Raw genomic sequence first — 15,218 nt, 5'->3', positions numbered from 1 at the left:
TCATCGTTCCGACTCATCCGGGCGATCATTTCGCCTTCGGCCGTCGAGCGGGGTTCACGATCCGACGAAGCGGGCGAGGCCGTCGAGGATCAGGTCGAGCCCGAACTCGAATTCTTCGCCGAAGTCGTAGTCGGGTCGCATGATGTGCTCCATGGTGAACTCGAGCAGGGACGGGTAGGCCTCGGCGTCGAAGAAATGCATCATCGACGCGGCGGTGTCGGCGACGCTGTCCGGGCCGTGGATGGGCAGCGCGTTCTCCGACAGGGCGAACCCGAAAACGTAACTGTCGATCAGGGCAAAGGCGTGGGCGGTCAGTTCCACCGAGAAACCCGCCGCCCGCAGGGTGGCAATGAAAGCGTTGTGGTGTCGCAGCGTCGCGGGCCCGGGGTTCAGCCGTGACTGCAGCAACGGGGTGGCCCAGGGATGATTCGCCAGCACCCGGCGAGCGGAGTGGGCTCGCCGCCGCATCTCGTCCCGCCAGTCACCGCCGGGCACCGGCAGGTCGATCTCGGCGTAGACAAGATCGACGATGCCGTCGATGATTTCGTCCTTGTTGGCGACGTAATGGTAGACCGACATCGGTTTGACGCCGAGTTCCTGGGCGAGCGTGCGGATGGTCAGCGCCCCGATCCCGCCGGCGTCGGCGACGGTGATCGCGCCGGCCAGCACCCGGTCCCGGCTGAGCGGAACGCGTTCCTTGGTACTACCGCTGGTTGGTTGTGACATCCGCGCCTCCCGAACGCTAGCCATCTCGTACTTAGTACTGTACACTCGTACTTAGTACGAGCACAGCATCGAGCCATCCTGGAAAGAACCGCTCTCCACCCGGCTCCACCGGCCTCCTACCGGAGCGCAACCCAGCACGGTCATGGTCTCCACATTGAGACAAGAGAGGTTTCACACCGAAGGCCCAAGCCAGTTGAGTCATCCCACCGGCAGTGCGGCAGCCGATGCCCGGCCACCGCGGTGCGGACGACAATCTCCTTGGCTTCCACCATCACGACGACGGCCGATGCCCGGCCGCCGATGGGGGCATGCGGAGTCGACCAGCCAGAAACCGGGAGGGAAGCCCACGTTCTCCGATCGGACCACCGAAGCCAGCATTAGGAATAGGCGTCCTGGCCGCCTAGCGGCTCGTACTTAGTACGAGTACGGTTCGTACTAAGTACGTCGGCATGGACCATTCAGCCCCGGGAAAGGGAAGCAATCATGGGATTCGACAGCAAGCAGACGACGGTCGCCCACACCGGCCCGGCACGAACGGAACGGATGATGCGGGCGATCGTGCAGGACAGCTACGGCACGGCCGATGTGCTGCGCTCGGCGCAGATCGAACGACCCCAGATCGCGGACAACGAGGTACTGGTTCGGGTGCACGCGGCCGGTCTTGATCGGGGGACGTGGCACCTGATGACCGGCACGCCGTATCTGATGCGGATCATGGGGTTCGGGTTCCGCGGGCCGAAGAACCGGGTGCCTGGGGTGGATGTCGCGGGGACGGTTGCCGCGGTCGGTTCGGCGGTGACCAGGTTCGGTGTGGGTGATGAGGTGTTCGGGATGAGCCGCGGTTCCTTCGCCGAGTACGCCGCCGCCCGGGAGGACAAGCTTGCCCACAAGCCGGCGAACGCCTCGTTCGAGCAGGCCGCCACCGTCGGGATCTCCGGTGGCACCGCGTTGCAGGCCCTCAGGGCCGGGCGGGTGTCGGCGGGACAGCGGGTGTTGATCATCGGCGCGTCGGGCGGCGTCGGCAGCTATGCGGTGCAACTGGCCAAGGCTGCCGGCGCGGAGGTCACCGGGGTGTGCAGCACCAACAAGATGGATCTGGTCACCGGTCTGGGTGCGGATCGGGTCGTCGACTACACCAGGGACGACTTCGCCGACGGCGCCCATCACTACGACCTGATCATCGACATCGCCGGTAACTCCCCACTGTCCAGGCTCCGCCGGGCACTCACCCCCACCGGGACCGCGGTCATCGTCGGCGGCGAAAGCAAGGGCAACATCACCGGCGGCATCGGGCGGCAGCTGCGAGCGCTGATTCTGACCCCGTTCATCGGGCAGCGGCTGACCGGCCTGGCGTCCAAGGAACGGGCCACCGACAGCGAGGTCCTCGCCCAGCACATCGGCGCCGGCACCGTGACCCCCAGCATTGACCGCACCTACCCGCTGGACCAGGTATCCACGGCGATGCGGCACCTTGAGGGCGGCACGGTCAAGGGAAAGATCGCGATCACCATCTGACTATCGGCGCCGCTCCGGACAAGTGTGCTGCGACAGAGCATTCCATCAGGTTCGTCACCCGGCTCCGTCGCCACGGCGCGGCGGTCCCCACCATGCCCGAAAGGCAAAACAATGATCGAAGTGGAAAATCTCAGCAAGCGATATGGGACCAAGCTCGCGGTGGACGGACTGAGTTTCGTGGTCCAACCGGGAATTGTCACCGGGTTCCTCGGCCCGAACGGCGCCGGGAAGTCCACCACGATGCGGATGATCGCCGGCCTGGACCAACCGACCACCGGACGGGTCACCGTCAATGGTGGTGACTACCGGTCCGCGGCTGCTCCGATGGCCGAACTCGGGGTGCTGCTCGAAGCCAAGGCGGTGCACACCGGCCGGTCGGCCCGCAACCACCTCCTCGCGTTGGCCCAGACGAACGGCATCAGCCGGCGCCGGGTGGACGAGGTGATCGACATCGTCGGCCTGCAGCAGGTCGCCGGCAAACGGGTCGGCGGGTTCTCCCTCGGCATGGGCCAACGGCTGGGGGTGGCCTCGGCATTGCTCGGCAACCCGCAGACCGTGCTCTTGGACGAACCGGTCAACGGCCTGGACCCCGAAGGGGTGCTCTGGATGCGCACCATGCTCAAAGACCTCGCCGCCGACGGGCACACCGTCTTCGTCTCCTCCCACCTGATGAGCGAAATGGCCCAAACCGCATCCCGTCTGGTGGTCGTCGGCCGCGGCAAGCTGATCGCCGACACCACCGTCGAGGAGTTCATCGCCCAGGCATCACACCACGCCGTCACCGTCCGCACCCCCGAAACCACCCGGCTGCGGGAGCTGCTCCTCGGCCCGGACGTCACCATCACCACCGCGCAGCCCGACGTGCTGCAGATCGAGGGCCTGACCGCCGAACACATCGGCACCGTCGCCTGGCAGCACCGGGTACCCATTTTCGAATTGACCGTGCAACAGGCCTCCCTAGAGGAAGCATTCATGACCCTGACCAGCGACTCCGTCGAGTACCGCTCCACCGACACCACCGGCTCCCCAACCATCGCGGCGGTGGCGGCATGACCAGCACCCTCACCCCGACCGGCGCCGACGGTGGCACCCAGTTGCGAGTCACCCAGGCCCGGGTCCTGCTGTCGGAATGGACCAAATTCCGGTCCCTGCGGTCGACGGTCTCCACCCTGCTGATCGCCGTCATGCTGATGATCGGTCTCGGGGCCATGTTCGCCGCGATCACCGCCAGCCAGGCGACCGGATTCGAACCGGGCGCCACCGCCATTTCCACCTCACTGACGGGCACGTTCTTCGCGCAACTCGCCGTCGGAGTACTCGGTGTGCTGCTGATCACCGGTGAATACAGCACCGGGATGATCCGCTCCTCCCTCACGGTGGTGCCCAGCCGGCTCCCCACGCTGTGGGGCAAACTCGCCGTGTTCGCCGGCACCACGTTCCTGACCATGCTCGCCGCCAGCTTCACCTCCTTTTTCATCGGCCAGGCGCTGCTCAGCGGGAAGCACCTGGGAGTGACGCTGTCCGACCCGGGGGCGCTGCGATCGGTCCTGGGCGCGGCGCTGTACCTGACCGTGGCCGGACTCACCGCCATCGCCTTGGGGGCGCTGCTCCGCAACACCGCCGCCGCGATCACCACCTTCGTCGCGGTGTTCTTCGTGATCCCACCGCTCACGAACCTGCTGCCCACCGCATTGACGGACCATTTCGTGCAGTACCTGCCGTCCAACGCCGGTGCCGTGATGCTCGACGGCACCTTCGGCGTCGCCCACCCCCTGACCCCATGGACCGGCTTCGCCGTCATGTGCAGCTACGCCGCGGTCCTGATCGGCCTCGCCGCCTGGCGGCTCCGCCGCGTCGACGCCTGAACCCCAGACCGCCGCCCGGAGATCGACACCAGGATCACACTGTGGTGGTCCCGGTGTTGCCTCGTCGTCGATTCACCTCGCCCGGAACGTCATGGCCGCCGAACATCATCCGCTGACAATTCGCCCAAGGAGGGCACCATGTCCCTGGCCACCCAGTATCCCACCCGACTCGAATTCCACGGCACGCCGCAGATCGCTGTTTTGCTTCTGACTTCGTGTCAGAGATCGGCGTGTTGATCAGCCAACATCCGACGACTCCTTCGACCCGTCTCGGAGGATCCGAAGATGACCCAACCCGATCGTGGCAAGGACCGTGCCGGCCGGCGCACCAAGCGGTTCCTGACGCCCTCGGAGAAGTACGAGATCTGGCTGCAACTGGTCCGGCAGGAGGTGACGATCGCCGAGGCCGCCGAGCAGCAGCAGGTCGACCGATCAACGATCATGCGGATACGCACCGTCGCCAAGGAGGGTGCGTTGGCCGCGCTCGCTGCGTCCAAGCCCGGCGTCGCGGCGGCGCAGCGGGACTACGAGATGGAGGCCGCGAAAGCCGAGATCGCCCGGCTGTCCGAGGCGGTCAAGCAGATGGCGGTCAAGCTCACCCTGGTCGAGGGAAAAGGCGGCTGGGCCTAGATGGCCGGGTCCCGCGCCGCGTCGAGGCGGCCATCAAGGATCAGCTGCTCACGCTGCTGGACCAGGCGCTGGACGCCGGCTGGTCCCTACGCGACGCGTGCGGCGTACTGGAGCTGCCCGAGCGACGCGCGTACCGCTGGTTGGACCGCCGAGCCGAGGGACGGTTGGCCGACTCGCCGCCGGGCGGGTCGCCGATGCACGGCCTGCTCGACGATGAGGTGGCCGCGGTCCTGGCCTTGTTCGACGAGTGGGGCGAGACCGACCGCAGTCATCGCAAGCTGGCCCACCGGGGCTCCTACCTGGGCCGGGTATGGGTGTCACCATCAACGGTGCGGCGAGTGTTGTTCCTGGCGGACAAGCACTTCCGGCCGCTGCCCAAGCCCGGCCGCAGCTCCAAGCGGCCGTTCCCGGAATGGGCCGAGTACAAGCCGAACAGTCTGTGGATCTACGACACAACGCACTTCACCAGGGCCGGGATGGCGGTGCTGATCGTGGAGGACCTGGTCTCCCGCAAGTGGCTGAGCACGGTCGTGTCGGCCGAGGAGACCTCGACGCAGGTGCAGGTCGGCTTCACCCGCGCCCTGCACGCCGAGGGGCTGCTACAGCTGGTCGACGCCCGGCACGACGACGGCCGCGTCGACCTGGGCGTCGACGACGAGCACCGGCCGATCCTGCTGGCGATCTCGGACAACGGCCCGCAGATGACCTCCGGGTCGACCCGCGAGTTCATGGCGTTGTGCGCGATCGCCCAGCACTTCGGCCGGCCCGGCACACCGACCGACCAGGCGTGGATCGAGAGCCTCAACGGGCACCTCAAGGCCGAGTACCCGCACCTCCTGGCCATCCGCGACCCGGCTACGCTGCGTGCCGAACTGGACCAGGTGCGGGCGCACTATAACGGGGTCCGGCTGCACCAGGGCATCGGCTACGTCTGTCCCAACGACGAACACCAAGGACGAGGAGCCCAGATCCGCAAGGCCCGCCAGGCCGGCCTGGAAACCGCCCGCCAACGACGGCTAACCTGGCACCGCGAGCACCGGAACGACCAACACCAACCACCCGCCCCGGAGCCCGACGATGTTGGCTAATCAAACGCCGAAATGCGTCATTAAGTCAGACACACGTCATCGCACGCTGGCGACCACTCGTGCAATGGCTCCTGGCCATTCCGCACCTGTTCATCGCATACGCCTTGACTGTGGTGCGGGCCGTGCTGACGCTGGTCGCGTTCGTCACCGTGCTGGGCACCCGGCGTATTCCGCGGCCCCTGTTCGACGCGATCGCCATGACCTTCCGCTACGAATGGCGCACCGTCAGCTACGCGCTGTTCCTCCGCTCGGACTACCCGCCGTTCGACTTCCAGCCGACCGCCGCCGACGACGGCGCCGACCCGCCCACCCTGGTCACGTTCACCTACCCGGAGCAGTTGTCCCGGTGGCAGCCACTGGTCAAATGGCTGCTCGCCGTCCCGCACTACTTGGTGCTGTTCGGGTTGAGCATCGCGGCGATCGCCGTGCTGGTTGCCGGGTTCCTCGCTGTCCTGATCACCGGGGAGTACCCGCAGTCGCTCCGCGATTTCCTGGTCGCCGTCTACCGCTACAGCGTGCGCGTGCAGGCCTATACCGGTCTGCTCACCGACCGGTACCCGCCGTTCAGCCTGCAAGCCGGCTGACGGCCACCGGCTTCGGACGGCACCCGGTGACCGGGGCCCTCGGTATGACACCGGGGAAACCCCGCGTCGTCAAAGGCTGGTCGGCGACGGGCGAGTCGCATCCAGCGCCACGGATTTCGGGCATCGTGACCTCATGTGTGGCCACGTGACGCCACGGCGGTAGAACGAGAAGTGTTGCGATTGAGAAGATTCCAATTCGCAGTCAGACTAGAGAGGCTCTCAGGGATTGGTAGCCGCTAGGTCATGTGCTTCAGTTTCCGGACGCCACCCATCCGGCGATCTGCGCCCGCGAGGTGAAGCCCAATGTGTTCAGGACGGTACCCACGTGGCTTTCCACGGTGCGTTCGGAGATGAACAGGCGGGCGCCGATCTCCCGGTTGGTCAAACCTTCGGCCACCAGCTGCGCCACTTGCGTTCCACGCCTGCTCAGTGCCCCGGAGGGCCCGGGGTTCCTGACGGCATCGGCCGCGGCCGGGGCGGCCTCACGGAGCGCGAGCCGGGACGCCATTTGGCGGGTCAGTTGTTGTCCGCTGGCGAAGTCTGCCGCGTATCTCGCCGATCCCAGCGCCGCCGCCGCTGTCCTGGTTGCTTTGTCCAGTGCCGGAGCGAGGCCGAAGTGGATCCTCGCCCCGGCTTCGGTGCGGGCGCTGTCCGTTGCTCCGATGAGTTGCGCGGCCCGTCGGTGCTCGCCCCAGGCCGCCGCGCAGCACGCCAGAGCGCCGAGCAGGTAGCAATGCGCGACGCGGTCGTCGAGCTGGTCGGCGATCCGCAGGCCTTCGGTCGACCGCCGCTCGCATTCGCGGAGATCCCCTGACATCACGGCGGCGAGGGCCTGGTTCATCACCATCATCTCCAGGCTGTACACGTCACCCGCCTCCCGGCTGAGTCGCGCCCCCTCCGCCGCCGCCGGCCCGACCACCGCGAGGTCGCCGTCAAGCAGACCATTGAGGGCCTGGGCCTGGTGCAGCATCAGCGTCGCGCCGAGGTCACCCAAGTCGTCGGCGACCAGCCGAGCCTCCTTCAGCAGGCCCCTGGAAGATTCGCGGTCCCCCGCCAGACCGGCACCGATCGACGCCATCGACAGCGACCGGGACAGGTTCTCGGGTGGACCCGTCTCGCGGGCTGCGCTCACACACCGCTCCAGCGCCGGCACGGCAGCCGCCGGATCGCCCTGCAGGACGGCCAGGAACCCACGAACGAAGTACACACCGGGGTGGATGCCGTGTTGGGCGCCCGCGGCAATCAGCTCGTCGAGCCACCGCACGCCCTCCGTGGTCGCGCGGGTAATCCAATACCGCATGAGGAAGACGGCGATCTCGGTGCCGGCCGGAACCTCGTCCTTGTCCAGAGTCCGGCGCAGCACACCCCGGATGGTGTCGATCCGCAGCTCCACCCACGGAAGCCACTCCACCAGCTGGTGCCTTCCCTCGACCGCGAACTGCTGGCACCGGGTCCGGTAGTAGCCCATGCATCGCCGCTCGACCGAAACCTCGCCGCCGGCCTCCCGTAGCTTCAGCCTGGCGTACTCGCGCATCGTCTCGTGCAGCCGGTAGCACGCGGTGCCGGCGACGTCATGCTTCATCACCAGCGACTTGTCCAGCAGCGACGACAGGTGGTCGAGCACATCCACCGGCTGCAGGCCGTCCCAGCCGCACACCGCCGCGACGTCGTCCAACGCGAACCGGCCGGCGAACACGCACAGCCGGCTCAGCAGCCGGCGCTCGTCGCCGGTCAGTAGGTCGTAGCTCCACTCGATCGTGGTTCGTAGGGTCTGGTGCCGCGGCAAGGCCGCTCGGCTGCCGCCGGTGAGCAGTTCGAACCGTTCGCCGAGGCGGTCGCGGATCTGCTCCGCGCTCAGCACCCGGGTCCGCACCGCCGCGAGCTCAATCCCTAGCGGCAATCCGTCCAGCCGCCGACAGAGCTCGACCACCGCGGCCCGGTTGCCCTGGGTGAGCTCGAAACTCCCCGATGCTGCGGCCGCCCGTTCCATGAAGAGCTGCACGGTCTCGTTCTGGCGCACCCGGTCCAGCGCCTCAGTGGCGGTCGCCGAGGGCAGCGGCAGCGGTGGCACCGGCAGCACGTGTTCACCGTCGAGCGACAACGGTTCCCGGCTCGTCGCGATCACCCTCACGCCTGGCGCGGCCCTGAGCAGGTCGTTGGTCAGCTCGGCGGCCGCCGGCAGTAGGTGCTCGCAGTTGTCCAGAACCAGCAGCAGCTGTTTGTCCCGTAGATAGGAGCGAAGCAGGGCCTGCGGCCCGGCGGCGCCCTGGTCACGAAGATCCAGAGCGGCCAGGACCGCGTTGCCGATCAGCGCCGCGTCCCGCAGTTCGGCGAGCTGGACCAACCACGCGCCGTCCGGGACGCCGCGCGCGAAGTCGGCCGCCGCCCGGATCGCCAGCCGGGTCTTCCCCACACCACCCGGCCCGACCAGGGTCACCAGGCGCGCGAGACCGAGCTTTCGACGGGTCTCGGCCAGCTCATGGCGACGGCCGATGAAGCTCGTCGTCTCGGCGGGCAGGTTCCCCGACGTGGAGCTGCGCCTCGCCACGAGGGCTGACGCTACAGCGGGGTGCTCGACAGCGTTCAACTCCGTACCAGATCCGTGGTTCCACCGAAGACGGCCCCCCTGCCGCTTCGTACGTTTACTGCATGAGCGCACAGCACCTCACGCAGCGGGTCGAAGTGATGGTTGATGGCGCACCGCCCGCCCGGCAGCTCGCGCGGGCCTCCGGGGTCAGCGAGGTCGTGATCGAAGGTCAGGTCGTGCGCTGCCTGGTCGCCGGCAGTTTCCAACCCTTCCTCGAAGCCCTCCGCGGCTGCGAGGTCATCGCCCTGCAGGCCACGCCTGCCCACCAGAAGGAGAACACTCGATGACATCCCCAACCAGTTCCGCGGCCGCCCAACCGGCCGCCCCCACGGCCCGCGGCACCGACCGCATCCCCACCGCACCCGGGGGCGGGTTGTCCCTGCCCCGCCTCTACGTCCTCAGGTTCGGTTACCTGGTCATGGGCGGCGGACTGGCCTTGGTCAAATGGCCGGCCTTCGTTGCGAACGCCGGGTCCTGGACCCTGTCACAAGGGGTTGTCGAATGCATGCTGCTCGCGATGTCACTCCTGGCTTTGCTCGGATTGCGGTACCCGGTGAAGATGCTGCCCATCCTGCTGTTCGAGTCGATGTGGAAGCTGACCTGGTTTGCGGTCGTTGCCCTGCCGCAGCTGGTCGGGGACGGAATGGACGCCGCCACCACGGAGTTGTTCGCCAAGAACCTCTGGGTCGTCGTCATCCTGGCCGTCATCCCCTGGGGCTACGTCGCCCGGCAGTACCTGGCCACGCCCGGCGACCGCTGGCGCTCAACGCCGGCCGCGCCCAAGAATCCCCGGCCCTAACCCCGCTCACCGGCCGAGGTGCGTGCGGCACGACGGCTGGACCGTCGAAGCGATGGGCAGGTGAGATGTCCTGGATCTGCTGCAGGCTCTGATCTCGCAAGGAGAATCGAGCCATGCCAGCACCACGCCAGTACGACCAGGAGACCCGTGACCGTGCGGTGAGGATGTACCGGGAACGCCGATCCGCGCATCCGGGTGAGTCGGCGATCGAGGCCCGCCGGCAGATTGGCGCGCTGATCGACGTGAAATCCGAGACCCTCCGGGGGTGGATCGAGCGGGCCGAGATCGACGCCGGGCAGCGTCCGGGCACCAGCAGCGACGAACACACCGAGTTGGTCCGGCTGCGCCGGGAGGTGGCCGAACTACGCCGTGCGAACGAGATTCTGCGCACCGCTTCGGCTTATGTGGGTGATCGGTGTCAAGTAGCGGTGTCGGCGAGTCGCTGAAGGAGTCCGTCGTAGACCTTCTGACGGCCGCTTTGACCCTTGCGGGCGGCGTCGTCACGTTGAGCCTGCAGGGTGGGTCGGAATTCGATGGTGGTGACGAAGAAGGTGCAGGACTCGCAGATCGTTTCGTAGTGGCATTCGAGTTCGGCGGGTCGGGTGCAGAAGCCGTTGCCGAGCATGCGTTTGCTGTGTTCGGCGCGGAGTTTGCGCATCGGGGCTGGTTCGTCCGCGGCGGGTAGCATTGCGGGTTGCTGCTGTTGGTAGAGAGCTTGGACCTTCTCGGTGACGGTGAAGTACTGGTCGGCGACGGTGCGGTCGGCGATGCGCGCGTAGACCAGGGTCATGCTCATCGTCTTGTGGCCCAGCAGCGCGGCGATCGCTTCGAGGCTCATGCCGCGGTTGATTGCCTGGGTGGCTAGCGTGTGCCGGAGTTGGTGTGGGTGCACGTGACCGATACCGGCTGCGGTGGCGGCTGTTTGAACGGCGTGGTCGACTCGGGTGGGTGGGATCGGCCGGCCCCGGTCGGTAAACAGCAGGTGGCTGTTTTGCCAGTCGGGTCGCTGTTCGAGCCAGTTGTCGATCATGGTTTTCAGTTGCGGGTGGAGAGGAACGTAGCGGTCGTTGTGGAGTTTGCCGACAGGGATCCGCAGCCAGTAGGCGGAGCCGATCTGCACAACGGCGTCGGTGGTCAGACCGAGTAGCTCACCCTTGCGCATGCCGGTGCGGGCCAAGATCTCGATGGCGAGCCGACCGAACGGGTCGGGCAGCTCCCGTGCCGCGGCCATGAACTTGGCGGTAGCAGCGTCGTCGAGGAACCGGGGCAGCGGCTTGTCTTTGGCCGGCCGGTCGGAGGAGAAGACCGGTGGCCGAAGGGGTGCGTCGGGGGTAGCCCCATTCGATGATCCGGCGGAAGAACGCGCCGAGGTGACACATCCGCATCCCGATGGTCGTTTTGCTGATTGTGCTGTTCTTGCGGTAGCCGCCACGCCCGGCCAGCCAGGTCCCGTAGGCCTCGATCTGCGGCCGGCCGATGTCGGCGACCGTCGTGACGCTGCTGGTGGAGATCAGGTGCCCGGCGATCTGCCGCAGGGTGATCTCGATGCTGGCGACCGATGAAGCGCGCAGGCTGACCCGCAGCTGGTCCAGGTAGCGGTGCATGGTGGCGGCCATCATCGGGGCGGCGGCGGTGATCTGGTCCCAGCTGGTCTCCGGCACCGACCGGGCAGCCCATGACTTGCGTGTCGTGGGTCGGGGCGCTTGGCCCCGGTGGAACATCACGGCGTCCAGGCCGAACAGGGGGGTCGCCAGTGTTGTCGGGATCGTGCCGCCGTGTTTGGCGACGACCGCGGCCCAGAACGCGGCCCGCCCGGCCACGTAGTTGTCGCTGCTCAGTTCGTCCGGGCGGCTGCCGGTGATGACGCAGATCTGGGCGAGCTTGGACCACATCTTGTCGATCTCCAACCGATTGAAACTCAACGACGCGGCCTGGCGCCGGAATTGGTTAGCCTGCTCCGGATCTCGGTTCGCGACGTGATGGCCCCACCTCGACGTCACGGCTGCGACGTACTCGGCCTCGACCGGGACCCGGTCGTGCACGACAGCGAAGTGCGCGAAGGCTCGCGCCTGGTCTCCGGCGGCGAGCCGTTCGGGCACCGAGCAGGCCCGCCAACCGCTCACGTCACCGAACTCGGTGACGAACCGCCCGATGCTCCGCGACCGGGACAGTCGTGCCGGCTGGGTGCCAGCGTCGGCCAGGTAGGCCGCCCGAGCCTGGCCGATCCCGGGTTCCTCGGCCCGGGCCGCGGTCGATTCGGCGGTCCCGCTCATCCTTGAGCTCCCGCGATGTCGTCGAGGATGTCCATCGCCTTTCGGTACTCGTCGACCAGCCAGTCCGGGGCCAGATGCAGGTAGATCTTGGTGGTCTCGATCGAGACGTGCCCAGCCTGGGCCTGGATCGCCTCCAACGCCATCCCGGATTCGCGGAGCCGGGTGAAGCAGGTATGGCGCAACTCATGGCAGGTGGCGTGGGCGAGCCCGGCCCGCCGGCGGGCGCCGGAGAGCACCTCGTCCACCCCGGCCGCGGACAGCGGCTGGCCTCGGCGTTGTCCCTTCAACACAACGAACACCTGATCGGTGTCGGTGTCTGGTCGCTCCGTGGCGTAATAGCCGGCCAGCTCGGCGAAGAACACCTTCCCGACCGGCACGACCCGCTCGTGGCCGCCCTTGCCGGTGACGAACACTCGCCGCTCGCCCGGTTGGACGTCACGATGCCGCAGGCCCAGGACCTCGCAGCGGCGAAGGCCGCCGAGCAGCATCAGCCACACCATGGCCCGGTCCCGGGCCGTCCGCAGCGCGCTGATCAGCGCGTTCACCTCGGCCGGGCTCAGGATCCGCGGCAGCCGGCGCGGCGCCCGGATCAACGGAGCACCTCGCACAGGTGCCCGGCCCGGCCGAGCAGACAGACTGCGCGGCACCGGGTTCCGTGCCACCAACCCGCGAATGGCCAGATACTCGAACAGGCCGGAGACCGTCGCGAGACGCCGCTTGATCGTCGTCAACGCCAACCCCGACTCGCCATCGGCGAGCCGGACCACGTTGCCGTTACGGGCTGCCCGCTGCCGCTCGATGAAGCGAAGGACGTCGGCCGTGGTCACCTCCACCGGCGGCCGCCCCACGACCGTGAAGAACACCTTCAGGTCGAACATCTGAGCCAGCAGCGTATTCGGCCGACACCGCGCCGCGACGAACCGCAGGTACTCGTCCAACAGCACCTCCCCGAGCCGCGGCACCTCCCCGGCCGGGCGCTGCAAACAGGGCACGAACTCCATCACGGGACCTCCTCGCCCGGCCCCAACCCGGGGCCGGGCACCAAGGCTGACACCCGACGTGTCAGATCACCCGCATATCAAGCCGTTTTTTGCAGCGGCGGAGCTCGACCGCCGACTCAAGTGATCTGCGCCTACATCGATGCGCACAAGCATCGGTTCGGGGTCGAGCCGATCTGCCGGGTGCTGTCCGAGCACGCCATGCCGATCGCCCCGAGCAGCTACTACGCGCACCGCCGGCGGCCGGTCAGCCCGGCGCTGCGGGCCGAGGCGGAGCTGGTCAACACCGTCATCGACCTGCACCGCGAGCACCACGGCGTGTACGGGGTGCGCAAGATGTGGCAGCTGATGACCCAGGAAGGGCACCAGGTCGGCCGGGACCAGATCGCCCGGCTGATGAGCATCGCCGGCCTAAGGGCGTGCGCCGCGGCGATCACACAACCACGACGACCCGGCGCCGCACGACCGATGACCGGCCGCGACCGGCGGACCTGATCAACCGGGACTGGGCGGCGCCGACCCGGCCGGACCAGTGGTGGGTCGCGGATTTCACCTACGTGTGGACCCCGGCCGGGTTCTGCTACGTCTCGTTCGTGGTGGACGTGTACTCCCGTCGGATACTGGGCTGGCGGGTCGCCTCGTCGATGACGACCGCGCTGGTCACCGCGGCCTTGGAGCAGTCCCTGTTCACCCGGCGCCGCACCGATACCCGTTTCACGGCAACCGGTCTGGTGCATCATTCGGATGCCGGGTCGCAGTACACATCGATCGCCTACACCACCGCGCTGGTCGAGGCCGGGATCGCGCCCTCGATCGGTTCGGTGGGCGACGCCCTGGACAACGCGCTCATGGAGTCGACCATCGGCCTGTACAAGACCGAGCTGATCGACCGGTACCGGCGCTCTTGGGCCGGCCCGCAGCAGGTCGAGACCGCGACCGCCGGCTGGGTGCACTGGTTCAACACCCGCCGACTGCACTCCTCGATCGACTACCGGCCACCCGTCACCTACGAGCAGCTGTACCGTCAGCAGACCAGCGCCCCGGCCGGGGAGGCTGCGTAACCCGAGCCTCCAGCAAATCCAGGGCGATTCAGTCGTTCTGGTCGGCGACCAGAACACGGCCGGCACGAGCCTGCTGGTGGCGGCGCTGCAGGTGTGGGCGACGAACGTGATCGCGTTCGGGTTGATCTACTGGGAGCTGGACCGGGGCGGTCCGGTATCACGAACACAGAAGGCGCGCGCGGAATTGCCGCTGGCCGATTTCCGTTTCACCCAGGACGAAACCCAGGACACCGTGGTGGAGGTTTCCGCCGGTTCGAGCGTGAAGGCTGATTGGATCTCTACCTTCGTGGATTATCTGTATCTGTCCACGACGAATTCCAGCGCGTTCAGCCCGACCGACACGATGCCGTTGACGAGCCGCGCGAAAATCCTGATGGGAGTGCAGGCGACCGCGGCGTTGGTCACCTCTCTTCTGGTCATCGCCCGCGCGGTCGGCGTCTTGGGCGCAGGTGGGTGATCGGTGCGCCCCGCAGGCGGTCTGGCAGGCGGTCGACGGCGTCACGTTGCTCGAGCGGCGTGCCTTCGACAGCGTCGCCTGGTTCGGACAGCGGGTCCCGCTCAGAGCGATTTCGACCGGTCGACCGGTCGAATCGGATCGGTCGGGTCTCATTGAACGGCCGGGATTGTCGATTGGAGGTCGACTGCATGCCCGAATACCAGCGGGTCCCTGCGCCCCGGGACGGATCACGGGGAGGCGCTGAATCGTCACCTGGTGAATGGGTGGAGCCGGTCGTGGGCGAGCGCGGCTCGGGCGGCGTTGGCGCCGCAGGCGCCGTGCACTCCGCCGCCGGGGTGTGCGTCGGCGGAGCCGAGATAGAGCCCGCGGATGGGCGTTCCGGCCCGACCGAGGCCGGGGATGGGCCGGAAGATGAGTTGTTGGTGGATTGCGGGGGTGCCTGCGTTGAGGGCGCCGCTGACGAGGTTGGCGTCGCGGTTGTACAGGTCGGGTGGGGTGAGGATCCGGCGGGCCAGGATGCGGTCGGTGAATCCGGGTGCGGCGCGCTCGATCTTCCCTTGCATGCGGTCGGCTATTCGTTGGGCGTCGGTGTGGCTCCAGTGGCCGGTGATGTGCTGGCCGCGGACGTGCTGGGG

The 15,218-nt window shown here is 67.8% G+C and carries 15 protein-coding genes, 2 pseudogenes and 1 other annotated feature; of the genes and pseudogenes, 11 read left to right on the top strand and 6 right to left on the bottom strand.

The genetic code is table 11. The annotated features are described in order from the left end of the window. Positions 1-54 precede the first annotated feature (54 nt). Positions 55-726, bottom strand: a complete 672-nt coding sequence (locus NAMU_RS18400) for a TetR/AcrR family transcriptional regulator C-terminal domain-containing protein (protein WP_015748854.1) — start codon at positions 724-726, stop codon at positions 55-57. A gap of 546 nt (positions 727-1,272) precedes the next feature. On the opposite strand from NAMU_RS18400, the gene NAMU_RS18395 reads away from it, so the two are divergent. From NAMU_RS18395 to NAMU_RS18370, 6 genes are all read left to right on the top strand, one after another. Then, positions 1,273-2,241 (top strand): NAD(P)-dependent alcohol dehydrogenase, encoded by a 969-nt coding sequence (locus NAMU_RS18395; protein ID WP_015748853.1) that lies wholly within the window; start codon positions 1,273-1,275, stop codon positions 2,239-2,241. 111 nt (positions 2,242-2,352) lie between these two features. After that, on the top strand, positions 2,353-3,294 hold the full coding sequence (locus NAMU_RS18390) for an ABC transporter ATP-binding protein (RefSeq protein ID WP_015748852.1): 942 nt from the start codon (positions 2,353-2,355) through the stop codon (positions 3,292-3,294). Next, positions 3,291-4,106, top strand: a complete 816-nt coding sequence (locus NAMU_RS18385) for an ABC transporter permease (protein WP_015748851.1) — start codon at positions 3,291-3,293, stop codon at positions 4,104-4,106. The genes NAMU_RS18390 and NAMU_RS18385 overlap by 4 nt, the downstream gene beginning before the upstream one ends. Before the next feature lie 285 nt (positions 4,107-4,391). Next, on the top strand, positions 4,392-4,736 hold the full coding sequence (locus NAMU_RS18380; RefSeq protein ID WP_015747797.1) for a hypothetical protein: 345 nt from the start codon (positions 4,392-4,394) through the stop codon (positions 4,734-4,736). 164 nt (positions 4,737-4,900) lie between these two features. Then, the gene (locus NAMU_RS18375) at positions 4,901-5,824 is read left to right on the top strand and encodes an integrase core domain-containing protein (protein ID WP_015747798.1); all 924 of its coding nucleotides are present in this window, start codon (positions 4,901-4,903) and stop codon (positions 5,822-5,824) included. Between the two features lie 59 nt (positions 5,825-5,883). Beyond that, the gene (locus NAMU_RS18370) at positions 5,884-6,408 is read left to right on the top strand and encodes a DUF4389 domain-containing protein (protein ID WP_015748850.1); all 525 of its coding nucleotides are present in this window, start codon (positions 5,884-5,886) and stop codon (positions 6,406-6,408) included. A gap of 250 nt (positions 6,409-6,658) precedes the next feature. On the opposite strand, the gene NAMU_RS18365 is transcribed toward NAMU_RS18370, so the two are convergent. Next, positions 6,659-8,995, bottom strand: a complete 2,337-nt coding sequence (locus NAMU_RS18365; protein ID WP_217180485.1) for an ATP-binding protein — start codon at positions 8,993-8,995, stop codon at positions 6,659-6,661. Positions 8,996-9,057: 62 nt separating this feature from the next. On the opposite strand from NAMU_RS18365, the gene NAMU_RS18360 reads away from it, so the two are divergent. The 3 genes from NAMU_RS18360 (at position 9,058) to NAMU_RS31895 (ending at position 10,240) form a co-directional block, all read left to right on the top strand. Then, a complete protein-coding gene (locus tag NAMU_RS18360; RefSeq protein WP_015748848.1) occupies positions 9,058-9,282 on the top strand; it encodes a hypothetical protein in 225 nt (74 codons plus the stop codon). Further along, on the top strand, positions 9,279-9,794 hold the full coding sequence (locus NAMU_RS18355; protein WP_015748847.1) for a hypothetical protein: 516 nt from the start codon (positions 9,279-9,281) through the stop codon (positions 9,792-9,794). The genes NAMU_RS18360 and NAMU_RS18355 overlap by 4 nt, the downstream gene beginning before the upstream one ends. Positions 9,795-9,907: 113 nt before the next feature. Continuing rightward, entirely contained in the window at positions 9,908-10,240 is a 333-nt protein-coding gene (locus NAMU_RS31895) for a transposase (RefSeq protein ID WP_015747772.1), read from the top strand. On the opposite strand, the gene NAMU_RS30595 is transcribed toward NAMU_RS31895, so the two are convergent. From NAMU_RS30595 to NAMU_RS18340, 3 genes are read right to left on the bottom strand one after another with little or no spacing between them, the layout of a single operon-like run. Then, positions 10,213-11,025 carry a tyrosine-type recombinase/integrase gene (locus NAMU_RS30595; protein WP_217180484.1) on the bottom strand — a complete coding sequence of 271 codons (813 nt, stop codon included), beginning with the start codon at positions 11,023-11,025 and terminating at the stop codon, positions 10,213-10,215. The genes NAMU_RS31895 and NAMU_RS30595 overlap by 28 nt on opposite strands. Then, complete coding sequence (locus tag NAMU_RS30590; protein ID WP_217180483.1) at positions 10,943-12,067, bottom strand: hypothetical protein; 1,125 nt, start codon at positions 12,065-12,067, stop codon at positions 10,943-10,945. Before NAMU_RS30590 ends, NAMU_RS30595 begins: the two co-directional genes overlap by 83 nt. Then, a complete protein-coding gene (locus tag NAMU_RS18340; RefSeq protein WP_015746553.1) occupies positions 12,064-13,068 on the bottom strand; it encodes a tyrosine-type recombinase/integrase in 1,005 nt (334 codons plus the stop codon). Before NAMU_RS18340 ends, NAMU_RS30590 begins: the two co-directional genes overlap by 4 nt. Positions 13,069-13,149: 81 nt before the next feature. Continuing rightward, positions 13,150-13,281 (top strand) — a sequence feature (AL1L pseudoknot). On the opposite strand from NAMU_RS18340, the pseudogene NAMU_RS30075 reads away from it, so the two are divergent. Next, a pseudogene (locus NAMU_RS30075) lies at positions 13,150-14,126 on the top strand (IS3 family transposase); the annotation flags it as partial. (Overlaps the previous feature by 132 nt.) Positions 14,127-14,202: 76 nt before the next feature. Then, on the top strand, positions 14,203-14,583 hold the full coding sequence (locus NAMU_RS18330) for a hypothetical protein (RefSeq protein ID WP_217180481.1): 381 nt from the start codon (positions 14,203-14,205) through the stop codon (positions 14,581-14,583). Positions 14,584-14,831: 248 nt separating this feature from the next. Here the strand turns inward: NAMU_RS18330 and NAMU_RS18325 are convergent. Beyond that, positions 14,832-15,218: pseudogene (locus tag NAMU_RS18325) on the bottom strand (NAD(P)/FAD-dependent oxidoreductase); the annotation flags it as partial.

Source organism: Nakamurella multipartita DSM 44233, from assembly GCF_000024365.1.
Classification (GTDB): domain Bacteria; phylum Actinomycetota; class Actinomycetes; order Mycobacteriales; family Nakamurellaceae; genus Nakamurella; species Nakamurella multipartita.
This window is presented reverse-complemented; position numbering and strand designations above follow the sequence as displayed.